Source organism: Kushneria sp. EE4, from assembly GCF_977968315.1.
On the sequence record NZ_OZ386212.1, the window covers coordinates 3,252,668 to 3,275,368 of the forward strand.

Consider the following 22,701-nt stretch of genomic DNA (forward strand, 5'->3'; position numbering starts at 1 on the left):
GCAGTATAGGAGCGTTCAGGGTGCCGGGGCAGCGGCGCCGCGATAATGGCTGCGCCAGTAGCGATTATCCAGACTGGCCAGGGTAACCTGACGCCCGCTGCCCGGGGCATGGATCATCTGGTTGTCGCCCATGTAGATCCCGACGTGGCTGACGCTTCTCCCCGAGCCGAAAAACATCAGATCCCCCGGGCGGGCGCGTTTGATGCGCTCGAGCCCGTCGAACTGCTGCTGCGAGGTGCGGGGAATGTCGATGCCGGCGGCCAGAAAGCTGGCCTGAGTCAGGCCGCTGCAGTCCATGCCCGACGGCGTCGTGCCGCCATATCGGTAGGGCGTGCCCAGTGCGTCGCGGGCGTGGTTCATCACCAGCACTCGCTCGATCGAGAGATCCTGCTGTCCGGAAATCGGCCCCATCATGTCAGTGGTCTGCATCTCGGGCGTACCGGCACAGCCGGCAAGCCACAGGGCTGTGAACAGCAGTGACATGTCACGCAGGCGCTGTATCGGGCGCAGGGCAGGGCAGGAGAAACGCGAGACGACAGACAAAAGCATGAGCAGATTCCGATGGGCAGCGAATGCCCTGATAGTAACCGCGGGCGTCATGCGTTTTCGAGCCCTTCAGAGCATAAAAAAACCCGACGGCAGGCCGAAACCGTCGGGTCTGCGCCGGTCGAGAGAGCGGCGCAAAAAGGGTCGTGGTCGTTAGAAGCGGTAGCTGATACCGCTCATGATGACGACCGGGTCGATATCCAGGTGCGTCTTGTAGCTTTCGCCGCCGGCGCGGGCGGTGACGTTGGAGTCGATGTCCAGATACCAGGCGGCGGCGTTGACGGCCCAGTGCTCGTTGATCAAAAAGTCCACGCCGAGCTGGCCGGCCCAGCCCCAGGAGTTTTTCATCTCGAGGCTGGCGCCTTCGATGTCGACGCTTTCCGCCGAGAAGCGGGTGTAGTTCACGCCGGCGCCGACGTAGGGCTGTACCACGGAATCGGTGCCGCCCAGCGGGTAATACTGCAGGGTCAGGGTCGGCGGCAGGTGCTTGACCGAGCCGCCCTTGTCCCCGTCCAGATTGAAGTCATGCTTGAAGCGCTGCGCGGCCAGCAGTTCGACGCCCCAGTTGTCGAGAAAACGATAGCCAAAGGTGATCGCGAAGCCGCGGCCATCCTTGACGTCGACCTTGTCCACGCCGAGGGAATCGTAGTTGCCGTTGTCGTCCTTCGGTGACACCTTGGCAAGGCCGGCGCGGGTGAAGAAATCGCCCTGGCCGTAGGTGGATTCTGCAGCCTGGGCGGTGCCCATGGTGGCCGTGAATGCCAGAGCGGCTATGGAAATGAGTGGCAGCGCGCGCATGTGTGTGGTTCCCCTGAACAGTTTTTCTGGCGTGGCTCGAGTACCCCTCAGGCAAGCTGCACCTGACCCGACCCGTGGTTGCTTTCAGACATTGTGACAAGCGAACGCTGTTCATTTATTGACGCACGTCAAAACACCTCAAAACAGAACATTGGCGCACAGGTGGCATGCCCGAATCATTTCAGGCAGGAGGGATAAACCAAGTGAGAGCAGGTCATTAACACATCGGTGGCGTTTCACGGGTGTGTCTTCAGGTGCCGGCTCAGGGAGAGCCTGCGCGGGGAGAGGGCTGAACGAAAGGGGGCACTGAACCAGCATGGGGTCAGCAGACGTTCAGCCCTGATACGGCGTGAATCTCATAGGGTTTTCCTGATGTTCCAACGCCGGTAATTCGAGTGTGGAACAGGCAGCGCCCGCCTAACCAAACACGGCCAGCACGGCAAAGACGCCGCCGATGGCCAGTCCTGAAATCACCAGCCAGACGAGGAGATAGCCCATGATGTCGCGCGCCGAAAGACCCGCCACGCCCAGCAGCGGCAGCGCCCAGAACGGCTGGATCTGGTTGGTCCAGCCGTCTCCCCAGGTGAAGGCCATGATGGTCTGGGCCGGGTCGGCGCCAATGGCGGCAGCCGCCTCCATCATGATCGGCCCCTGAATGGCCCACTGACCGCCGCCGGAAGGAATGAAGAAATTGACGATGCCGGCACACAAAAAGGTCAGGATGGGAAATGTGGCAGGCGTGGCCAGGGCGATAACGGCCTCCGAGAAATGCGTGACCAGCCCTGACCCGGTCATCATGCCCGCAATGCCGGCATATAGAGGAAACTGCACGATAATGCCGCGGGCGGCGCTGACGCCCTTTTCTGCCGCGGCCAGATAGGCCTTCGGGCTGCGGTGCAGTAAAAGCCCCAGCGCCAGAAAGAAGATGATCACGGTATTGAGATCGATGCTGATGCCATCGGTGACGGCTCGAGCGATCAGGTAGAGCGCTGCCATGGCGCCCAAAAACAGGGTCGGCAGGCGGCTTTGTTCAATGCGATCCGACGGCGTGCCGTCGCTTTCGTCTGCCTGCGCGGCGGGCTCGGCATCCTTTTCGGTCATTTGCAGCGTGACAATGTGCTCGGGCTGCTTCTGACGGGCGAAAAAGGCCAGCAGCAGCGCCAGCAGCAAAAGCGTCAGGCCAATGTTCCAGCCGGAATAAAGCGTCTGCGACACCGGCACAATGCCGATCGCGTCTTCCATGAAATGCCCGGGGGTAGCGATGACCAGCGGGATCGACGATGACGGGCCGCGCACCAGCTCGCCGCCGTAGGCCGCCGCCACCAGCAAGGGAAAATGGATGCCGGCGACCCGTTGGCCCATCTCCCGCGCCAGAATGGCACCGGCCACCATGCCAAAGCCCCAGTTGAGGTAATAACAGACAAAGCTCACCACAATGGTCAGCAAAATGGCCTGACGTGGCGAGCCGGCGCGTCGGGTCAGACCGGACAGCGCCGTCTGCACCACCGGCGTCAGGGCCAGCACGTAGCCGGTCAGCAGCACCAGCGTCATCTGCATGCCGAACTGGAAAAGCGTCGAGAAGCCATCCCCCCAGTAGCCCACCATATCGACGGGCGACTGGCGGGTAATGCCCATGCCGAGGGCAAACACGATGGCGGTCAGCATCACTGCCAGTACGAACGCGCTGGGCAGATAGCGCTGAACGATGCGAACCGAGACACTGGTAATGGCTTCCATGGTGCTTCCCCGCTACATGCGTGTAGATAATGGGCCTGGACCCGTTCCAGCGCCGTGGCAACGCCCTGACCGACGCCGAGGTACATGATGCACAGGGCAAAGCGATCCTGATCCTTGCGCGAGATATTGAACTGCTCGGCAACATTCTCGGCCGTTTCGGACATCGAGTGCGTGCTGAAGTGCTTTTTCATCGGGTGTGCGGGGCAATGCCGCCGGGGCCATGTCCCCTGTCCGTGAGGGCCCGACACTGGACGCCCGGGCATATTCACGCCATGGTCAGGGCGTACGGATCGACAGATCCCGGAATCACCGCACGAACAGGACGCACCATGAGTGACGAAAGCACCCTTTTAAACGATCAGTCGCTGGAATTTCTCGAGCGCTATCTCAACAACGCCTCCCCCACCGGCTATGAGTGGGAAGGCCAGAAACTCTGGATGGACTACCTGCGCCCGTGGGTCGATGAGTTTTTCACCGACACCTACGGCACCGCGGTCGGCGTGATCAACCCGGACGCAAAGTACAAGGTCGTGATCGAAGGCCACGCCGATGAGATCAGCTGGTATGTGAACTACATCTCCGATGACGGGCTGCTCTACGTGATTCGCAACGGCGGCAGCGACCATCAGATCGCGCCCTCCAAGCGGGTCAATATCCATACCAAAAACGGCATCGTCGAAGGCGTGTTCGGCTGGCCGGCGATCCATACCCGCCGCAGCCCGGGCAGCGAAGAGCAGGTGCCCAAGCCGGACAACATCTTTATCGACGTGGGCTGTGACAACAAGGAAGAGGTCGAAAAGCTCGGCGTGCACGTGGGCTGCGTGATCACCTATCCGGACACCTTCAGCGTGCTCAACGGCAACAAGTTTGTCTGCCGCGCGCTGGATAACCGTATGGGCGGCTTCATGATTGCCGAGGTAGCCCGTCTTCTAAAAGAGAACGGCAAGACGCTGGATTTCGGTCTCTACATCGTCAATTCGGTGCAGGAAGAAGTGGGCCTGCGCGGCGCGCAGATGATCGCCGAGCGCATCCGCCCGGACGTGGCGATCGTGACTGATGTGACCCACGACACCCACACGCCGATGATCGATCCCAAAAAGGAAGGCAGCAACAAGATGGGCGCCGGCCCCGTCATTGCCTGGGCCCCGGCGGTGCAGAATCGCCTGCGCGAACGCATTCTGGAAGTGGCCGAAAAGGGCGAGATTCCCTTCCAGCGGGTCGCCAAGTCACGCGCCACCGGCACCGACACCGATTCCTTTGCCTACAGCAACACCGGCGTGGCCTCGGCGCTGATTTCGCTGCCGCTGCGCTACATGCACACCACCGTCGAGATGGTGCAGCGCGAGGACGTCGAAAACGTCATTCGCCTGATCTACGAGACGCTTTTAAACATCAAGTCAGGCGAGACGTTCAGCTATTTTGATTGAGCGCGACGCAGGGGCGTAATGCCCCTGTGTGTCAGTACGGATATCACTTTCGGGAGTCATCATGACCACCTTTACCGAGAAGGCCCCGGGCGTGGCCGAGGAAATTCCCACGGCCGCTGCGGGCTTTACACTCAACCATTCGATGGTGCGCATCAAGGACCCGGAGCGCGCCCTGCACTTTTATACCCACGTGTTCGGCATGCGCCTGCTGCGCAAGCTCGACTTCCCCGAGCTGCAGTTCACGCTCTATTTTTTGACCCAGCTTTCGCCGGAAGACAGCGTGCCGGAGGACCCGGACGAGCGCACGATCTGGACCTTCAGCCAGCGCGGGCTTCTGGAGCTGACCCACAACTGGGGCACCGAGGATGACCCGGAGTTTGCCTATCACAACGGTAACTCGGACCCACAGGGCTACGGGCACATCTGCTTCAACGTGCCCAATCTGGAAAGCGCCGAGACCTGGTTCGAGGACATGGGGGTCGAGTTCGTCAAGCGCGCCAATGACGGCAAAATGAAAAACGTGGTGTTCGTGAAGGACCCGGACGGCTACTGGATCGAGGTGATCCAGGCCGAGCTGATGGCCGGCGCCGGGCAGTAACGACCGGCGCCGGTTCGGGTTTTAAAACAGCCGTGCGCCGGCGCCGTCAGCCGGGGCCCGGGCCGTTGGGTGTCCGGTCCTCTGCCGGCGCGTCCTCCGGCGTCTGGGTCAGCGCCGTCTCCTCATGTGGGGCGGGGCTTTCTTTCTGTTCATTGTCGTCGCGCTCGCCATGCAGACTGCTGCGATCCGGCATCAGCACGCGCATGCGCGGGAAGGCGTCCGGGTATTCGCGGGCGATAAAGCGGATCAGCCCCTCGCGCATCTCGCAGCGCAGATCAAAGGTGTCGCCGCCACCGCGGGCGCTGACCAGCACGCGCAGCTGCATGTTGTACTCGGTCATCTCCAGCAGCTGCACCTTGCACACCACCCCGCTCCATAGCGGCGAGTTCTGCGCAATGCGGGTGGCCTCCGCCTGCAGGGCGTCCAGCGGCAGCGAGAAATCCGCATACAAAAAGACGCTGCCGATCAGGTCGTTGGTGCGCCGCGTCCAGTTCTCGAACGGGTTATCGAGAAACCAGTTGATCGGCAGCACCAGCCGGCGCCAGTCCCACAGCCGGACCACCACGTAGGTCAGCGTCAGCTCCTCGATCCAGCCCCATTCCCCCTGCACCACCACCGCATCATCGAGCTGGATCGGCTGGGTCATGGCGATCTGCACCCCGGCCAGCAGGTTGCCGAACACCTTCTGCGCGGCAAAGCCCAGCACCACCCCCATGATACCGGCCGAGGCCAGAATGCTGGTGCCGAGCTGGCGCACCCGGTCAAAGAGCATCAGCATCGAGGCCAGTGCCACCAGCACGATGATGAAGTTGATGATCTTGCGCAGCACCGCGATCTGGGTGTGCACCTTGCGCGCGGCCAGGTTGTCGGCCACATCGACCCGGTAATGCTCGCGAAGGGCGCGCTCGACGATGTTGACGCCGTGTACCAGAACGCCGGCGATGCTCATGATCAGCAGCATGCTGGTGACGTTGTGAATGGCGATATCAAAGCGCTCGGAGGTCACAAAAAGCGGGAACAGCGAAAAGAGCAGAAAGATCGGGAAAAGTGCCGCGGCGGCCCGGGCCAGAAAGGGCGCCAGAAAGCGCTCGAAGTAGCCGTGGCGCGTGTCCGACCAGCGATCCATCACCGCAATCACACGCCGGGACACCCGCACGAACAGCCAGAACCCCAGAAACACGCCGATCACGTTGGCCAGCGTCATGATGGTGGGCTGCCAGCCCAGCGCGCCGGGCACCAGATAATACAGTGCCACCATCACGCCGTAGCACCACACCAGACACACCAGCGGCGGATGCACGGCAAGCGCGGCGACGTTGAGCAGATGAAAGCGCCCGTGCGCCAGCCGGCGCAGGCGAATATGCAGAACCTTGAGTCCGCCATGAACCATTACGGCGGCGGCAAGGGCCACCAGCGCCAGGCTCCAGCGGGGCAGGGGCGTCAACCAGGCAATCAGCGTGTCTTGCATATATTGGATCCTGTCGCAGGGGACATGGGGGCTTTTCTGACCTTAGTACAGGATCGAGACCTTCGTATCATGCCAATGCGTCCCACAATATGGGATTGGCGTCTACATGTTGGGACAAGGCCGTTTCAGGCGTACACTCAGGGTCATGACCACTTCTTCTGCTTCTCATCCGGTCGGCGCGCAGGCGCTGATGCGCGGTCTGACCGTTATCGACGCCGTCTTTGAGGGCCATCACGACCTGGCCGCCATCGGCGAGCGTATCCAGTGCACGCGCAGCACCACCCACCGGCTGGTGTCGGCACTGGTTCACGCCGGCTATCTGCGCCACGATGCACAGGGCTATCAGCTGGGGCTCAAGCTTGCCACGCTCGGCGCCCACGCCCGTGAGCAGATGCCGCTGGCCGCGCTTGCGCGCCCGATCATCGAAGCGCTGGCGCAGACGTGCGGCGACAGCGTGCATCTGGGCGTTCGCGAACATGATGACGTGGTCTATCTCGACAAGATTCGCGGCTCGCGCGGGCTCGAGATGCGCTCGCGCCCGGGGCTTCGTCTGCCGCTGGCACTGACCGGGGTGGGTCGGGCGCTGATGCTCGATCTCGGTGAAGATGAGTGGCAGCGCCTCTACACGCAGGCCCGTGATCACCAACGGCGCCAGCCTGATCTCCTCGTGGCGGGGCTGTCGCCGCTTGAAGTACCGGACTGGCCGGATTACCGCACGCGGTTGATCGATTACCGCCACACCGGCGTGGTGCTGGATCTGGAAGACAACGAGCGCGGCATTCGCTGCGTGGCCGCGCCGGTGCGTGACGAACGCGGCGTGATCATCGCGGCGATCAGTATTGCCAGCGCCACGCCCTGGATGTCGGATGCGCGCCTCGCCGAACTTGGTCCGAAAGTGCGCGACGCCGCCGCGCGGCTTTCAACCCGGATCGCCCGACCCGATACGTCCCTTTCTTCCTCTGTGGGAGCCTTTCATGAATGACACCTCTCCCTGTCTGATTGCGCTGGACTGGGGCACCTCGTCACTGCGCGCCTGGCTGCTGGACCGCCAGGGCCGGGTGCTGGACAGCCGCCACGAGCCCTGGGGCATTTTGCACACCCCGGAGGGCGATTTCGCCCGCGCCTATCAAACCGTGGTCGGCGAGTGGCGCGACGCCCACCCCGATCTGCCGGCGCTGGCCTGCGGCATGATCGGCAGCCGCGGCGGCTGGCATGAAGTCCCCTATGTGGACGCCCCGGCCGATGCCGATGCGATCGCCGCCGGTCTGGTCGCGATCGACACCGGTATCGATCATTTGTCGCTGGTGCCTGGTGTCATGCAGCACAGCGATGCCACCACCGGCGCGCTGCCCAACGTCATGCGCGGCGAGGAGACCCAGCTGATCGGCGTCATGGCGGGCTATCCGTCGCTGGCCCGAAACGCGCTTTTGGTCATGCCCGGCACGCACAGCAAGTGGGCCCTGATCGCGGACGAACGTCTGGTCGAATTCACCACCCACATGACCGGCGAGCTCTACGCCGTGCTGCGCGAGCACTCGATTCTGGGCCGCCCGGCCGCCGAGTGTCAGGAAGACGCCAGCGATGCGGCCAGTCAACAGGCCTTTGATGAAGGGCTTGAAAACGCTCGTGATGCCGGCAGTGCCGGACTCTCCGGGCAGCTTTTCAGCGTGCGCAGCCGCGTGCTGGCCGGTGAGCTCGCCCCCGCGGCCAGCCTTGCCTATCTCTCCGGGCTTTTGATCGGGGAGGAAGTCCGCAGTGCCACGGCCGCGCTGGGTGATCAGTCCTGGCCAAAGCTTGCCCTGATCGGCGATGACGCCCTGTGCCGGCGCTACGTTCGGGCGCTGTCATTTTTTGAAAGCCGCGATGTCGAGACCATCAGTGACGCCAGCATTAGCGGGCTGATGACCATTGCCCACCGCGCCGGCCTGATTGCTCCGGCCTGATGGCCTCGGAGTTTCACGCTCACAAGGAGCAGACCATGTTGAATCAGTATCTGGAGACGTTGCCGCTGATCGCGATTTTGCGCGGTGTGACGCAGCACGAGGTCGAGCCCATCGGCCAGGCCCTTTATGACGCCGGCTTTCGCATCATGGAAGTGCCGCTCAACTCGCCCGAGCCGCTGGAGAGCATCGTGCGTCTGGACCGGGCGCTGGGCGACAAGTGCCTGATCGGCGCCGGCACGGTGACCCGCGTGCAGCAGGTGCGTGATGTTGCCCATGCCGGCGGCAAGCTGATTGTCTCGCCGCACGGCGACCCGCGCATTGTGCAGTCCGCCAAGGCGGCCGGGCTTGTCAGCGCCCCGGGCGTGGCCACGCCGACCGAGGCCTTTGCCGCGCTCAACGCCGGCGCTGATGTGCTCAAGATGTTCCCCGCCGAGCAGCTGGGGCCGAAGGTGATCAAGGCCTGGCGCGCCGTGCTGCCGCCCGAGGTGGCGCTGTTGCCGGTGGGCGGCATCACGCCCGACAACATGCAGGAATTTGTCGATGCCGGTGCCGGCGGTTTCGGGCTGGGCTCGGCGCTTTACAAGCCCGGCATGAGTGCCGAAGAGGTCGGTCGCAACGCCCGCGCCTTCGCGCACGCCTGGCAGGCGCTCAAGCGCTGAGACCGCTGGTCAGTCCCTGACCGATCAACGTCTGGCTGATCCATTTTTGACCATGAACTGCCGAGTACTGTCATGAAAATTACCCGACTGGAAACCTTCATCGTGCCGCCGCGCTGGTGCTTTCTGAAAATCGAGACCGACGAGGGCTTTGTCGGCTGGGGCGAGCCGGTGGTGGAGGGCCGCGCCCACAGCGTGGCTGCGGCGGTGGACGAACTTTCCGACTACCTGATCGGCAAGGACCCGCGCCACATCGAGGATCACTGGACGGTGATGTATCGCGGCGGCTTCTACCGCGGCGGCGCCATTCACATGAGCGCGCTGGCCGGTATCGATCAGGCGCTTTGGGACATCAAGGGCAAGGTGCTGGGCGTGCCGGTCCATGAACTGCTGGGGGGTGCGGTGCGCGATCGCATCCGCGTCTACTCCTGGATCGGCGGCGACCGCCCGGCCGATACCGCGCGCATGGCAAAAGAGCGCATGGACGGCGGCTTCACCGCCATCAAGATGAACGCCAGTGAAGAGATGCAGTTCGTCGATACCTTCGACAAGGTCGACAGCGTCATTGCCAACGTCGCGGCGATTCGTGATGCGGTCGGCCCGCACTTCGGCATCGGCGTGGACTTCCACGGCCGGGTGCACAAGCCGATGGCGAAGGTGCTGATGAAAGAGCTCGAGCCCTATCGCCTGATGTTTGTCGAAGAGCCGGTGCTCAGCGAAAACGCCGAGGCGCTCAAGGAAATTGCGCCGCTGTCCAACATTCCGATTGCGCTTGGGGAACGGCTCTTCTCGCGCTGGGACTTCAAGCAGATTCTGGCCGGCGGTTATGTGGATATCATCCAGCCCGACCCGTCCCACTCCGGCGGCATCACCGAGACGCGCAAGATCGCCAACATGGCCGAGGCCTACGATGTGGCGCTTGCCCTGCACTGTCCGCTGGGGCCGATTGCGCTGGCCGCCAACCTGCAGCTCGATGCCAACTGCTATAACGCCTTCATCCAGGAGCAGAGCCTGGGCATTCACTACAACCAGGGCAATGACCTGCTGGATTACGTCAAAAACCCGGAAGTGTTTGCCTATGAAGACGGCTACGTGAAGATCCCGCAGGGGCCGGGGCTGGGCGTTGAGGTCAACGAGGAATACGTACGCGAGCGCGCCGAGATCGGCCACCGCTGGCGCAACCCGATCTGGCGTCACGCCGACGGCAGCTTTGCCGAGTGGTAGGCAGGGTACTGATCACAAGCGTTGATGCGCGTTACCATGGGCCGGCCCTGCGCTGGCCCTTTTGTTTGAAGGGCGTCGTGGTGGCTTGAAAGACGTTGTAAGGTGACGAAAAGTAGCGTTTGTGCCAAGCGCGTTACGCCATGGGTCGCGTATGATACCGGGCAACAGTCACGGTCGCGGCCCCGGTGGGGCGTTGTCACTCGGGCAATGGCAGGGTTCGATGACGGCCGGTAAAGCACATTTTTGACGAAAGGACGGTTCAAGTGAAAATTGCAGTTGCAGGCACAGGTTATGTGGGCCTTTCCAACGCCATGCTGCTGGCGCAGCATCATGAAGTGGTCGCGGTCGATATCGTGCCCGAGAAGGTCGAGCGTCTCAATCAGGGGGAATCACCCATTGAAGACACGGAAATCTCGGACTTTCTGGCCAACCGTGCGCTGAACTTCACTGCCACTCTGGACAAGGAAGCGGCCTATCGTGACGCGGCGTTTGTCATCATCGCCACGCCCACCGATTACGACCCTCAGACCAACTACTTCAACACCAAAAGCGTCGAGTCGGTCATCGACGACGTCATGGCGATCAACCCTGACGCCGTGATGGTGATCAAATCCACCGTGCCGGTGGGCTATACCCGTGAGGCCTGCGAGCGTTTCAACACGCCCAACCTGATGTTCTCGCCGGAATTTCTGCGCGAGGGCAAGGCGCTGTATGACAACCTGCACCCGTCGCGCATCATCGTCGGCGAGCGCTCCGAGCGCGCCGAGCAGTTTGCCAACATGCTCAAGGAAGGCGCGGTCAAGCAGGACATTCCCACGCTTTTGGTCGACAGCACCGAAGCCGAGGCGATCAAGCTCTTCTCGAACACCTATCTGGCCATGCGCGTGGCGTATTTCAACGAGCTGGACACCTACGCCGAGACCCACGGGCTCAACGCGCGCCAGATCATTGACGGCGTGGGCCTTGATCCACGCATCGGCAGCCACTACAACAACCCGAGCTTTGGCTACGGGGGGTACTGTCTGCCCAAGGACACCCGCCAGCTGCTGGCCAACTATCAGGACGTGCCCAACAACCTGATCCAGGCCATCGTGGATGCCAACCGCACCCGCAAGGACTTCGTGGCCGAGGCGATTCTGCGCCGCCAGCCGAAGGTGGTCGGCGTTTACCGTCTGGTCATGAAAAGCGGCTCCGACAACTTCCGCGCCAGCGCCATGCAGGGCGTGATGAAGCGCCTCAAGGCCAAGGGCGTGGAAGTCATTGTCTACGAGCCGAGCCTTTTGGAAGAGGAGTTTTTCAACTCCCGCGTCATTACCGATTTCGAGGCTTTCAAGGCAGAGGCCGATGTCATCATCGCCAACCGTATGCTGCCCGAACTCGAAGACGTCAAGGACAAGGTCTATACCCGCGATCTGTTCCACACCGACTGAGTCGGTCGCCAGCACGCTTTTATCAAAACCATCCTTCGGGATGGTTTTTTTGTGTCTGTTTAAGTCAATGCCTGTTGCACACCATATGCGAATCGTTTTCAAATGCACAAAATTTACACTGGCAGCCGGTGGCGCTGTCGGGTCAGGACGAGAATAATTCAAAGGGTTTCAGGCAATGACAAGGGAACAGGATTACGGGCGCCGGCTGATACAACGTGTCGCGCTTGGCGTTGCGACAGGCAGCGTGATCATTACCGGTGTGGCGACGGCTGCCGAGCAGGAAAGCGCCGCGCAGGGGGAGACCATGGTCGTCACCGGCACGGCGCTGAAGGTTCCCACACCGCTGCTGGAAACGCCGCGCTCGGCCTCGATCGTCGATGATGAGGAACTCGAGCAGCGCGCCGTCACGCAATACGATCAGGCGCTCAATTACCGGGCCGGCGCGGTCACGGCCCCCTATGGCAACGATGCCAAGGCCGACTGGTTCTTGTTTCGCGGCTTCAGCGGCGAGAAATCCACCTATCAGGACGGCCTGCGCCTGTTTCGCGAGGCGGGCTATCTGTGGTGGAAAACCGAGCCGTTCGGCCTGGAGCGGGTCGAGTTTCTCAAGGGGCCGGCCTCCATTTTGTATGGCGAGGCGCCGCCGGGCGGCATCGTCAACGCCGTCAGCAAGCGCCCGACCGAGGAATCCCGGGGCCTTGTCGAACTTCAGGGCGGCAACAAGGGCCACCGCCAGATCGGGATCGACACCTCCGGGCCGCTGACCGATCGCGGCGACGTGCGCTACCGTTTCGTGGGCCTGTTTCGCGAGCACGACTGGGAGCAGCGCGGCACCGACAACGAGCGCGTCTATCTGGCCCCGAGCCTGGCCATGGATGTCACCGATGACACCACTCTGACGCTGCTGGCCAGCTACCAGCGCGATCACGGCACCCCCGCCAACGTTTTCTATCTGCCCTATGGCACCGTCAACGACACGCCCTTTGGCAAAATCGATCGCGATACCGATCTGGGCGACAACGACAACGACCGCCTCGAGCATCGCCAGATCTCGATCGGCTACGAGCTCGAGCATCAATTCAACGACACCTGGTCCTTCGAGCAGAACGCCCGTTTCAGCACGCTGGACCTGCTGCTGCGTACGGCCTATCCCTCATCCATAACGGCTGATGGTCGCAATGCCGTGCTCGGCCTGACCGACCGCGACGGCAGCTATGATGCCACGACCATCGATAACCGCCTGATCGGCAACTGGTACGGCGATGGCATCGAGAACACGCTGCTGATGGGCTTTGACTACCAGAACCTCGATGCCGAGTATTCCAGCCGCGACGCCTTTCCCTACGGCAGCATCGATATCTTCAACCCCGGCGATGCCGATTTCAGGGATCGGGAAGGCAAGACGGATTTTGACCTGGGCAAGGAGCAGTACGGGCTCTACGTTCAGGACCAGCTGCGCCTTGAAGACCGCTGGATTCTGATGGCCGGCGCACGCCATGACAGCGCCCGCGTCACCAACCGTCAAAAGGGCGGCGACAATCAGGGCTACGACGACAGCCAGATGTCGTATACCGGCGGGGCGATGTATCTCGGCGATTACGGCCTGTCGCCCTATCTAAGCTACAGCGAGTCGTTTACCCCCAACGTTGGCAACGATCTCAACGGCAGTGCCTATGATGCCAGCGAGGGCCGCCAGTGGGAGCTGGGGGTCAAGTACGCGCCCGACTGGCTGGACGGCTACGCCACGGCGGCGGTCTTTGATCTCAAGGAGACCAATACGCTTTATCCCAGCGGCGGTTCATCAAGCAATCAGGGCGGCGAGCGCCACTCGCGCGGTTTCGAGCTCGAAGGCGTGGGCTATCTCACCGACGAGCTGCAGCTCAAGGCCGCCTATACCTATACCGACGTGACGGTTGATGTCAGCGACACCCAGCGGGATCAGCGTGCCGGCCTTGTCCCGCGTCATCAGGCTTCGCTGTGGGTCAACTACGGCTTTGATCAGGGCGCACTCGACGGGCTGACGCTCGGCGCCGGGGCGCGCTACATGGGCACCAGCGTCGACTCGCCGCAGTACAGCGACACCGCCGTTGCGGCCTATACCGTCTATGACGCCATGGCCAGCTACGACATCGACCGGAACTGGACGGTGCAGGTCAACGCCAAAAACCTGACCGACAAGGAGTACATCAGCGGCTGCGAGTACTGGTGTTACTACGGCGAATCCAGAAGCGTGATCGGCAGCCTGAAATACCGCTGGTAAGCCGCCCTTGTCGACGCGTTGTTCGTATCGCGCCATTCGCCGGCCCCTCCGGGGCCGGCTTTTTCATGCCCGGCTATCGATGGCCGATGCCGCCGCCTGTGATGCCCGAGCGCGCAGCTGACGGGCGAGCCCGGGGCGCAGGCGATGTCGTCTCCATCGCCTTTCTGTTATGTTCGCGCTGGTACGCCCCGCCTTTTTGTCACCCGTGGATGCCAGCGCCATGTTCGACCGCCTGACCCATTCACTGCGCCGCCTCTGGGCGCTGGATGCCTTTGCCTACAGCCTGCGCGTGTTTATCGCGCTGACCGGCGTCATGCTCTGGAGCTGGCTTCTGGGGCACATCGAGCAGATGATTCCGCTGTTTCTGGGCGTGATTGCCAGCGCGCTGGCCGAGACGGATGACAGCTGGCAGGGCCGGCTGCGGGCGCTGCTCGTGACGCTGGTGTGTTTTGCCATCGCCTCGCTTGCCGTGGAGCTGACCTTTGCCCATCCGTGGCTTTTCGGCATCGGGCTGGGCCTTGCCACCTTCACCATGATCATGCTCGGCGCCATCGGCCAGCGCTACGCCACCATCACAACGGCGACGCTGATTTTGTCGGTCTACACCATGATCAACATCGAACAGCGCGGCGACGTGACGGCGGAAAATCTCTGGCACGGGCCGCTGTTGCTGGTGGCCGGGGCGGCCTGGTACGGGGGGCTGTCGATCGTGTGGCAGGCGCTGTTTACTCATCAGCCGGTGCGTCAGAGCCTGGCGGCGCTGATGACGGAGCTGGGGGAGTATCTGGCCATCAAGGCCTCGCTGTTCGAGCCGCTGCGCGGGGTGGATCGCGCCTCGCGCCGGCTGGCGCTGGCGCGTCAGAACGGGCGGGTGGTCAGTGCGCTCAACGAGGCCAAGGAGATGATTTTGTCGCGGCTGCAGGGCCAGCACAACAGCGCGCGCATTGACCGCTATCTGCGGCTGTATCTGATCGCGCAGGACATTCACGAGCGCGCCAGCTCCACCCACTACGACTACGACGCGCTGGCCGAGCACTTCTTTCACAGCGACGTTTTGTTTCGCTGTCAGCGCCTTTTGTATCAGCAGGGGCAGGCCTGCCGGGCGCTGGGGCAGGCGCTGTTGCTGCGCCAGTCGTTCGATCACGGCGAAAGCGAGCAGGCACTCGGCGATCTGCGCGCCTCGATCGAGTATCTCAAGAGCCACCCGCCCGGGGCGGATACGCGCCAGAACCATCGGCTGCTGCGCTCGCTGATCTCGCTTGCCATCAATCTGGGCGAGCTGGAGCGCCAGCTCACCCGCGCCGACAACCCGGAGCTGGCACTCGATGAGCCCGACCGCAAGCTGCTGGACCGCTCGCCCAGCAGTCTCAGTGACGGCTGGCAGCGCCTGCGCGGGCATTTTCGGACCTCGTCACCGATTCTTCGTCACGCCCTGCGGCTCTCCTCGGCGCTGGTGGCCGGCTATCTGCTGCTGCGCCTGATTCACCCGACCCAGGGCTACTGGATCCTTTTGACCACGCTGTTTGTCTGCCGGCCGAGCTTTGGTGCCACCCACCGCTTTTTGCGCCAGCGCATCACCGGCACCGTGATGGGGCTGGTGGCCGGCTGGGCGCTGATTACGCTCTTTCCCTGGGATGCGGCGCAGGCGTTGATTGCGGTGCTGGCCGGGGTGCTCTTTTTTGCCGCGCGCATTCGTCACTACACGCTCGCCACGGCGGCCATCACACTGATGGTGCTGGCCTGTTTCAATCAGGTCGGCGACGGCTTTGATCTGATCTGGCCGCGGCTGTTCGATACCCTGCTGGGGGCAGGGCTTGCCGCGCTGGCGGTGCTGTTGATCCTGCCGGACTGGCAGGGGCGGCGGCTCAATCGCGAGGCGGCCTCGGTGGTGACGGCCAGTGAGGCCTATTTCAGCGAGATCGTGCGTCAGTATCGCAGCGGCAAGCGCGATGATCTGGCCTATCGGCTGGCGCGGCGCAACGCCCACAACGCCGATGCGGCGCTGTCGACACGGCTGGCCAGCGTCATGCAGGAGCCCGGGCAGTATCGTCATGACGCCGATGAGGGCTATCGGCTGCTGGTGATCACCCACAGCATTCTGGGGCATCTCTCGGCGCTGGGCGCGCATCGGCGCAGCGTCAGCGAGCGCCTCGATATGCAGGAGCTGGACCCGGTTTTCGAGGCGATCAGCGGCTATCTTTCGACCATTGCCCGGGCGCTTGCCCAGCGTCAGGCGGTTGGCGCGCTGTCACCGCCGCCCGAGTCGATGGTGGCCTTTGTCGAACAGCTGCCAGAGGAGGTCGAGGACGCTCGCCGACTGGTGCACTCCCAGCTGGCGATGATCTGCCATCAGATGGCGCCGTTGGCCGAGGTGGCCGGCCGGCTGCTGGATCAGCAGGGCCAGCGGCGCAGCCCGGTCAGCCCGGGGCGTGCGACTTCGTAGAGGCCACAGCGCCCGGCGCTTGCCCGGCGCAGGGAATGTCGGCGGGGCTGCCGGGCCGTCCGAGCAGAAAGCCCTGCAGATGAGAGCAGCCCTCCTGCTGCAAAAGCGCCATCTGCTCGGGGCGCTCGACCCCTTCGGCGGTCACTTCCATCTCGAGGCTCTTGCCCATGCCGGTGACGGCCCGCACGATGGCCAGTGCCTCGCGGCTGTCGCACATCTCGCGGATAAAGCTCTGATCGATCTTGAGTCGATCAAACGGGAAAGAGCGCAGGTAGTGAAGCGATGAATAGCCGGTGCCGAAGTCGTCCAGCACGATGCGCACCCCCAGCTGCTTGAGCTGGTGCAGGATCTCGATGTTGTGCTGGCTGGCATCAAGCAGGATCGATTCGGTGATTTCAAGCTCCAGCCGGGACGGCGTGATTCCGGTGATCGCCAGAGCGTGGGCGACTTCATCCACCAGTGCCTGACGCTTGAACTGTGCCGGTGATAAATTGACCGAAATGCGCTGATCATCCGGCCAGCGGCTGGCCTCTCGACAAGCCTCGACCAGCGCCCAGGCGCCGATTTCCAGGATAAGCCCGCTGTTTTCGGCAATCGGAATGAACTCCAGCGGAGAGACGATCCCCCGGACCGGATGGCGCCAGCGCATCAGCGCTTCAAACCCGGTGGTGCGGGTCCCGGTGATGTCATAAATGGGCTGGTAGAGCAAAAAGAGCGCCTGTTGTGCCAGCGCGCCGCGCAGATCGTTTTCCAGATTGAGCCGCTCACGCGCCAGCCGGGCCAGCGCCGGATGAAAGGTTTCGTAGCGGCCCTTGCCCTGTCGCTTGGCTTCATAAAGGGCGAGATCCGCGCAGCGCATCAGCTGCTCGAAGCTGTCGATGTCTCTGGATGCTCGCACGCCGCCCAGGCTGATGCCGGTCTGTACCAGATGCTCGCTGAGCTGAAAGGGCGCGCGCGCGCTGGTGGCCAGCGTTTTGGCCAGAAGGGAAAGACCGGTCTCGTCACGGGCCTCGGGCACCAGCAGGGCGAACTCGTCACCGCCAATGCGCGCCAGTGTTTCACCGTGGTGCAGATGCTGGCGCAGCCGGGCGGCCACCTGACACAGCAGCTCGTCGCCGACCTGATGGCCCAGCACGTCGTTGATGTTTTTGAAATTGTCCAGATCCAGCAGCAGCATGCCCACTTTTTCGATCGCCGGTTCGAGGTTTTCCAGCAGTGCCCGGGTGCGTTCGCCGAACAGCAGCCGGTTGGGCAGGTTGGTCAGAGCATCATGGTGGGCCATGTGGCGAATGGTGGCCTGGGCGGTGTGCTCTTCGGTCACGTCATCCACCAGATAGAGACGCTGGCCGGTGGCCTCGCCGTTATCCGTGATATCCAGTACCAGGCATTTCAGCCGACAGGTGCCCTCCGGCGTTTCCAGCTTGAGCCTGAGATGTTGCGCCGTCTCGGCCTCTTTCCGCGGCAGCTCGGATCGGATTCGCGTCAGCAGCGCATCGGTGGGCAGGTTGGCCAGCAGCGTGCGCGGGCTGGTCTGATGTTTTTGAATGTCATGGTTGCACAGTAATAGATGGCCATCGGTCTGGTCTTCGACGATCACCCGGGTCGGGATATTGTGGATGACGGTATTCAAAAAGGCGTAAAGCCCGCTCAGCTCGCGTGCCTGCTGTTCGGCAGCATCGCGTGCCTTGATGACTTCCTGCTGCTGCGCGCGTTTTTCGGTAATGTCGCGGGTGATCTTGGCAAAGCCGATCAGCTGCTCTTTGTCATAAATGGCATCGATGACCACGCTGGCCCAGAAAACGCTGCCATCCTTGCGCAGGCGCCAGCCTTCTGCCTCGTGTCGACCGTGACGGCGTGCGGTCGCCAGTCCCTGCATGGGCAACCCCGCGTCACGTTCCTCAGGGGTATAGAAACAGCTGAAGTTCTGACCCAGAATTTCCTCGCTGCAGTAGCCCTTGAAGTATCGGGCGCCTTCATTCCAGCTCAGGATCATGCCCTCGGGGTCGAGCATATAGATCGCGTAATCGGTGATTTTTTGTACCAGCTGACGATAGAGGGCATCACTGTCCATCGTGATGGCACTGGCAGGCGGGCGTGGTTCGGCCATGGCGATAATCTGATCGAAGAGGTAAGGAAAGGCGTCCGTTGCTGCCACGGCAGGTCATGCAGACGTCGTCAAAAGCTGACGAAGATTATGAAACAGTGTTGTCTGATTAAAGCCGCAATTAAGGCCTTTTTTAAGCCTCAACTGCGGCGATGGCAGGCATGGCGTCGCCGGGGAAAGGGTTAACTCAGAAGCTGTCGAACCAGCGCCTGCCACCAGGCCACGCCCAGGGGGGCGAGCGCGTCGTTGAAGTCGTAGGCGGGGTTGTGTAAAGCGGCGCTGTCACCGTTGCCCATCCAGATGTAGGCGCCCGGGCACTTTTCCAGCATGAAGGCAAAATCTTCCGAGGCCATGCAGGGCGGCAGATCGTAATGCACCTTCTCGATCTCCGGCATGCCCTCAAGGACTGAGGCGCAGCGAGCAGCCTGCTCGGCGTCGTTGATGGTGGCTGGGTAGCGCGACTGATAGTCGAGCTCGATCGCAAGGCCGTGAAAATCGGCGCCGGCCTGGACGGCCTCGCGAAAGCGCTTTTCCAGATGCTCACGAAGGGCCGGATCAAAGCAGCGCAGGGTGCCACGAAGCTCCACCGTGGACGGCATGACGTTAAAGGCGTCCCCGCCGTGAAACTGCGTGACGCTCAGCACCGCCGGCTGATGCGCCGGGCGCTCCCGGCTGATGAGCCCCTGCAGACGGGTTACCAGCTCACAGCCTGCCAGAACGACGTCATCGCCCATGTGGGGCATGGCGGCGTGGCAGCCACGCCCGGACAGGCGCAGCGTGAAGACATCAAAGGCCGCCATCGAGGGGCCGCTGTGCACGGCGGCCTCGCCCACCGGCATGCCCGGCCAGTTGTGCAGACCGTAGACCGCGTCCATCGGGAACAGGTCAAACAGCCCCTGCTCGATCATCACCCGGGCACCGCCCTCGTTCTCCTCGGCCGGCTGAAAGATGAAGTGCACCCGGCCGGCAAAGTCAGGGTCGCGTGCCAGCGCCCAGGCCGCGCCCAGCAGCATGGTGGTATGGCCATCGTGGCCGCAGGCATGCATGCGCCCCGGGGTTTGAGAGGCGTAGTCCAGATCGGTCGCCTCCTCGATGGCGAGCGCGTCGATATCGGCGCGCAGGCCAACGGTGCGTCCGGGCCCGCGGGCACCATCAAGCGTTGCGACCACGCCGGTACCGGCAAGACCTGTGTGGACGTCAAGACCGGCCTCACGCAGCAGCTCGGCAATGCGCGCGCTGGTGCGGTGCTCTTCAAAGGCAATTTCGGGATTTTGATGAAAGTCGTGGCGCCACTGGCGCAGCTGCTCGGCGCTGGGATAGGGCTCAAAAGCGGTCATGAAGTGTTCCTGATCAAAAGGATTATCGTTGGCAGCGATACCGATGTCTCGACATGCCGGGCGTGTCGCATGCCAAAACGAAAACCTTATGCCGATCACGCCCGAGTGTCGATGCAGCCTGTCATCATGGCGTGCGCCGGCGCTTGTGATCTCGTCATGCAAAGGGCCCCTGACCGTTGCCGGTCAGGGGCCCTGTTCGTGTCAACGGCAAGCGCTGACGTTGCCATCGGTAAGCGATGACGCGGCGTCAGCGCTTCGCCTTGAGCTCGGTGGCGCGCCGGGCGGCGTAGTAGTAGGTCTCGTTTTTCATCAGGTGCATGCCCAGCACCGGCTTGTCGAGATGGCGGCGCTTGCCCAGCAGCGTGGCCGCCACTTCCTTGATGCTGCCCTTGAGCGTGCCGTCACAGGGCACGCCCATGAGGCTGCGGATCTGGTTGGGCTGAATGTATTTTTGATAGATGGCCGTGCTCATCTCGTCATAGCGGCGCTGATAGTCCTCGTGCAGCAGGGCGTCGAGACGCGCCAGATCGGTGCGATCGTCTTCCGGTGACAGGCACACCACATCGTTTTCGGTGTGATGAAAGACCGGCGTGAAGCGCACCGGCTCGCCCTTTTCAAACCCCAGTTTCACGGCATAGGAGTAGTTCTTCTTCGCCGCCGGATTGTGGCGGTTGCTGAAGTAGAAATTGCCCAGGCTGTAGAAGATCAACGAACCGTTGTGGGTTTCGTGGCCCTGGGGCACGTGCGGATGCGCGCCCACGATGACATCGGCGCCCAGATCGCACAGGTGCTGATAGCGCAGACGCCACTCCTTTTGCGGAATGTCGTAGTACTCAAGCCCTGCATGGGCGAAGACGATGACGAAATCGCACTCGCCCTTGAGCTCGAGCACCATCCGATCAATGGCCGGGTGGTTGAGCCAGGCGTAGCCTGCCTGATCGGGTTCGGCGTTGTGATCGAGCACGCCAAACTGCGCCTCGCAGGCGTTGATCATGCCGATACGCACGCCCTGAATCTCGCGGATCAGCGGCAGGTAGGCCCGCTCGACGGTCATGCCGGCGCCGAGCATGTCGACGTCCAGGCGCTCGCCCTCGCGCAGCGTGGCCTCGAGTGCCTCGTCGCCAAAGTCCATGATGTGGTTGTTGGCCAGCAGCATCATGTCAAAGCCGTGGCTTTTAAGAACCGACATGATCTCGGCCTGCTGGTTGATGTGCGGGCCGTCCTTGGGCTGCTCGCGGCCGTAACCGCGAACCGGGGCCTCGAAATTGCACACGGCGTAATCGCAGCCGGCGATGGTGTCGCTCATGGCATCATCGCAGACGGGGCCGCCGCTGTACTGGCGGTTGACCACATCCCCACAGACAAACATTTCAATCATGGTATCGGTTTCCGATGGTATCGACAGGGCCGGCCGGATCAGCCGGCCGGCGCAGGAGCGGGTCTGGCGCCCATGAAGGCGGTCAGCTGAAGTTTCAGGACACGGCCCCGGCGGTAGAAAAGATTGAGCACCACCGCCGACAAAATCTCGGCAATCAGCGTCGACATGGCCGCACCGACCAGCCCGTACTGCGGGATCAGCAGGTAGTTCAAGACAATGTTGAGCGCGCTGACAAACAGCATCTTCTTGAGCAGAAAGCTGTAGCCGCCCATGACGGTGATCACGTTGAATGCCGAGGTGCCCAGCACCGAAAAGACCGACGAGATGACCGTAATGCCCAGCACCGTGGCCGCCGGGGTGTACTCATCGCCATAGAGCAGCTCGATCAGCGGCACCCGGAAAAGGCCCATCAGTGTGGCCGGAATCACCGCCACCACGAATACGGCCAGAAACAGGCGGCGAATGCGGTGCTCGAATACCGAGGGGTCGCTGTTGCGTGCGGCATGGTTGATGCCGACCATCCAGGAGGTCATCAGCGCCATGGGAAACATCATCCAGCCCTGGGACAGGGTCAGCGCGGCGCTGTACCAGCCCACGTGGGTCTCATCGAGCATGCTGCCCAGCATGATCTGATCGGTACGGGTATACAGTGCAATCGACAGACTCGAGATCGCCAGCGGAATGCCGACCTGCACGATATGGCGCGAATGACGTCGGCTGCGGGTCTTGAAGGTATGGGCAATGTCGCGGGTCTTTTTGCGAAACAGATACTGTTTGATGAAATACGACACCGCCCACTGAATGATGTTGGCTGCGGCAAAAAAGCCGACCGTGGCCCCCAGCTTGATAAAGGCGAACTTCAGCGCCACACCCACACCCAGGGCGATGTTCTGCGCCACGGTGTTGAACTTGGAGTCCAGCGAGGAGTTGAAAAAGATGCTGTAGATTTCGTTGGTGGTGAAAAAGCTGCCCCAGATGATGATGGAGAACACCAGCATCTGTTTGGGGGTATCGAAATAAAACCAGGCGCCCACGGTCAAAAGCGTACAGATCACGACGAAGTTGATCATTCGCACCCGGGTCGAGGCGGCCATCAACAGCAGGCCACTGGCGCGGTTGCGGGCCAGGCGGTTAAAGACCACGTTATCGCCGCCCATTTTCACCATGGGCGTGATCAGGGCCACGATCGCCAGCGCCAGGCTGATCAGGCCGAACTCGCTGGGGCCCAGATAGCGGGCGACATAGACCGTGATGAAAATACCGGCCAGCGCCAACATGACCTTCTCGCCGAGGATCCAGGCGGTATTGATAAGTGCCTTGTTCATGAAGCTGCTTTTTCAGGGGTGGGACGC

17 protein-coding genes are annotated in these 22,701 nt (G+C 62.5%); 9 read left to right on the forward strand and 8 right to left on the reverse strand.

What is annotated here, in order from left to right:
- Positions 1-15 precede the first annotated feature (15 nt).
- The 3 genes from ACXMYO_RS14740 to ACXMYO_RS14750 form a co-directional block, all read right to left on the reverse strand.
- The gene (locus tag ACXMYO_RS14740) at positions 16-549 is read right to left on the reverse strand and encodes an NlpC/P60 family protein (RefSeq protein ID WP_438765667.1); all 534 of its coding nucleotides are present in this window, start codon (positions 547-549) and stop codon (positions 16-18) included.
- A 150-nt stretch (positions 550-699) separates the two neighbouring features.
- Positions 700-1,344, reverse strand: a complete 645-nt coding sequence (locus tag ACXMYO_RS14745; RefSeq protein WP_457809271.1) for an OmpW/AlkL family protein — start codon at positions 1,342-1,344, stop codon at positions 700-702.
- A gap of 417 nt (positions 1,345-1,761) precedes the next feature.
- Entirely contained in the window at positions 1,762-3,081 is a 1,320-nt protein-coding gene (locus tag ACXMYO_RS14750; RefSeq protein WP_457809272.1) for a short-chain fatty acid transporter, read from the reverse strand.
- Between the two features lie 329 nt (positions 3,082-3,410).
- On the opposite strand from ACXMYO_RS14750, the gene ACXMYO_RS14755 reads away from it, so the two are divergent.
- Both ACXMYO_RS14755 and gloA read left to right on the forward strand, forming a co-directional pair.
- Positions 3,411-4,508, forward strand: coding sequence for a M42 family metallopeptidase (locus tag ACXMYO_RS14755; RefSeq protein WP_457809273.1), 1,098 nt, complete (start codon positions 3,411-3,413; stop codon positions 4,506-4,508).
- Between the two features lie 61 nt (positions 4,509-4,569).
- On the forward strand, positions 4,570-5,106 hold the full coding sequence (gene gloA, locus ACXMYO_RS14760; protein WP_438765674.1) for a lactoylglutathione lyase: 537 nt from the start codon (positions 4,570-4,572) through the stop codon (positions 5,104-5,106).
- A gap of 46 nt (positions 5,107-5,152) precedes the next feature.
- Here gloA and ACXMYO_RS14765 read toward each other — a convergent pair whose 3' ends face one another.
- The gene (locus tag ACXMYO_RS14765; protein WP_457809274.1) at positions 5,153-6,574 is read right to left on the reverse strand and encodes a mechanosensitive ion channel family protein; all 1,422 of its coding nucleotides are present in this window, start codon (positions 6,572-6,574) and stop codon (positions 5,153-5,155) included.
- Positions 6,575-6,719: 145 nt separating this feature from the next.
- Between ACXMYO_RS14765 and ACXMYO_RS14770 the strand changes: the two genes are divergently transcribed.
- The 7 genes from ACXMYO_RS14770 to yccS all read left to right on the forward strand — a co-directional run bounded on the left by ACXMYO_RS14770 (position 6,720) and on the right by yccS (position 16,530).
- The gene (locus ACXMYO_RS14770; protein WP_457809275.1) at positions 6,720-7,556 is read left to right on the forward strand and encodes an IclR family transcriptional regulator; all 837 of its coding nucleotides are present in this window, start codon (positions 6,720-6,722) and stop codon (positions 7,554-7,556) included.
- Positions 7,549-8,517 carry a 2-dehydro-3-deoxygalactonokinase gene (locus ACXMYO_RS14775; RefSeq protein ID WP_457809276.1) on the forward strand — a complete coding sequence of 323 codons (969 nt, stop codon included), beginning with the start codon at positions 7,549-7,551 and terminating at the stop codon, positions 8,515-8,517. The genes ACXMYO_RS14770 and ACXMYO_RS14775 overlap by 8 nt, the downstream gene beginning before the upstream one ends.
- Before the next feature lie 35 nt (positions 8,518-8,552).
- Positions 8,553-9,176, forward strand: a complete 624-nt coding sequence (locus ACXMYO_RS14780; RefSeq protein WP_438765680.1) for a 2-dehydro-3-deoxy-6-phosphogalactonate aldolase — start codon at positions 8,553-8,555, stop codon at positions 9,174-9,176.
- Positions 9,177-9,248: 72 nt separating this feature from the next.
- On the forward strand, positions 9,249-10,397 hold the full coding sequence (dgoD, locus tag ACXMYO_RS14785) for a galactonate dehydratase (RefSeq protein ID WP_457809277.1): 1,149 nt from the start codon (positions 9,249-9,251) through the stop codon (positions 10,395-10,397).
- A gap of 263 nt (positions 10,398-10,660) precedes the next feature.
- Positions 10,661-11,827 (forward strand): nucleotide sugar dehydrogenase, encoded by a 1,167-nt coding sequence (locus ACXMYO_RS14790; RefSeq protein WP_457809278.1) that lies wholly within the window; start codon positions 10,661-10,663, stop codon positions 11,825-11,827.
- A gap of 175 nt (positions 11,828-12,002) precedes the next feature.
- Complete coding sequence (locus ACXMYO_RS14795) at positions 12,003-14,087, forward strand: TonB-dependent siderophore receptor (protein WP_457809279.1); 2,085 nt, start codon at positions 12,003-12,005, stop codon at positions 14,085-14,087.
- Positions 14,088-14,307: 220 nt separating this feature from the next.
- On the forward strand, positions 14,308-16,530 hold the full coding sequence (yccS, locus tag ACXMYO_RS14800; RefSeq protein ID WP_457809502.1) for a YccS family putative transporter: 2,223 nt from the start codon (positions 14,308-14,310) through the stop codon (positions 16,528-16,530).
- Here the strand turns inward: yccS and ACXMYO_RS14805 are convergent.
- The 4 genes from ACXMYO_RS14805 to ACXMYO_RS14820 all read right to left on the reverse strand — a co-directional run bounded on the left by ACXMYO_RS14805 (position 16,505) and on the right by ACXMYO_RS14820 (position 22,674).
- Positions 16,505-18,685, reverse strand: coding sequence for an EAL domain-containing protein (locus tag ACXMYO_RS14805; RefSeq protein WP_438765685.1), 2,181 nt, complete (start codon positions 18,683-18,685; stop codon positions 16,505-16,507). The two genes, yccS and ACXMYO_RS14805, sit on opposite strands and share 26 nt — an antisense overlap.
- A gap of 131 nt (positions 18,686-18,816) precedes the next feature.
- Complete coding sequence (locus ACXMYO_RS14810; protein ID WP_457809280.1) at positions 18,817-19,971, reverse strand: M20 aminoacylase family protein; 1,155 nt, start codon at positions 19,969-19,971, stop codon at positions 18,817-18,819.
- Positions 19,972-20,218: 247 nt separating this feature from the next.
- The gene (locus tag ACXMYO_RS14815; protein ID WP_457809281.1) at positions 20,219-21,349 is read right to left on the reverse strand and encodes a CapA family protein; all 1,131 of its coding nucleotides are present in this window, start codon (positions 21,347-21,349) and stop codon (positions 20,219-20,221) included.
- Positions 21,350-21,387: 38 nt separating this feature from the next.
- Complete coding sequence (locus tag ACXMYO_RS14820; RefSeq protein WP_438765689.1) at positions 21,388-22,674, reverse strand: oligosaccharide flippase family protein; 1,287 nt, start codon at positions 22,672-22,674, stop codon at positions 21,388-21,390.
- Positions 22,675-22,701: the final 27 nt, after the last annotated feature.

Bases quoted from the DNA above. Each gene is read 5' to 3' on its own strand.
- ACXMYO_RS14740 (WP_438765667.1), bottom strand. From the start codon at position 549: ATGCTTTTGTCTGTCGTCTCGCGTTTCTCCTGCCCTGCCCTGCGCCCG.
- ACXMYO_RS14745 (WP_457809271.1), bottom strand. From the start codon at position 1,344: ATGCGCGCGCTGCCACTCATTTCCATAGCCGCTCTGGCATTCACGGCC.
- ACXMYO_RS14750 (WP_457809272.1), bottom strand. From the start codon at position 3,081: ATGGAAGCCATTACCAGTGTCTCGGTTCGCATCGTTCAGCGCTATCTG.
- ACXMYO_RS14755 (WP_457809273.1), top strand. From the start codon at position 3,411: ATGAGTGACGAAAGCACCCTTTTAAACGATCAGTCGCTGGAATTTCTC.
- gloA (WP_438765674.1), top strand. From the start codon at position 4,570: ATGACCACCTTTACCGAGAAGGCCCCGGGCGTGGCCGAGGAAATTCCC.
- ACXMYO_RS14765 (WP_457809274.1), bottom strand. From the start codon at position 6,574: ATGCAAGACACGCTGATTGCCTGGTTGACGCCCCTGCCCCGCTGGAGC.
- ACXMYO_RS14770 (WP_457809275.1), top strand. From the start codon at position 6,720: ATGACCACTTCTTCTGCTTCTCATCCGGTCGGCGCGCAGGCGCTGATG.
- ACXMYO_RS14775 (WP_457809276.1), top strand. From the start codon at position 7,549: ATGAATGACACCTCTCCCTGTCTGATTGCGCTGGACTGGGGCACCTCG.
- ACXMYO_RS14780 (WP_438765680.1), top strand. From the start codon at position 8,553: ATGTTGAATCAGTATCTGGAGACGTTGCCGCTGATCGCGATTTTGCGC.
- dgoD (WP_457809277.1), top strand. From the start codon at position 9,249: ATGAAAATTACCCGACTGGAAACCTTCATCGTGCCGCCGCGCTGGTGC.
- ACXMYO_RS14795 (WP_457809279.1), top strand. From the start codon at position 12,003: ATGACAAGGGAACAGGATTACGGGCGCCGGCTGATACAACGTGTCGCG.
- yccS (WP_457809502.1), top strand. From the start codon at position 14,308: ATGTTCGACCGCCTGACCCATTCACTGCGCCGCCTCTGGGCGCTGGAT.
- ACXMYO_RS14810 (WP_457809280.1), bottom strand. From the start codon at position 19,971: ATGACCGCTTTTGAGCCCTATCCCAGCGCCGAGCAGCTGCGCCAGTGG.
- ACXMYO_RS14815 (WP_457809281.1), bottom strand. From the start codon at position 21,349: ATGATTGAAATGTTTGTCTGTGGGGATGTGGTCAACCGCCAGTACAGC.
- ACXMYO_RS14820 (WP_438765689.1), bottom strand. From the start codon at position 22,674: ATGAACAAGGCACTTATCAATACCGCCTGGATCCTCGGCGAGAAGGTC.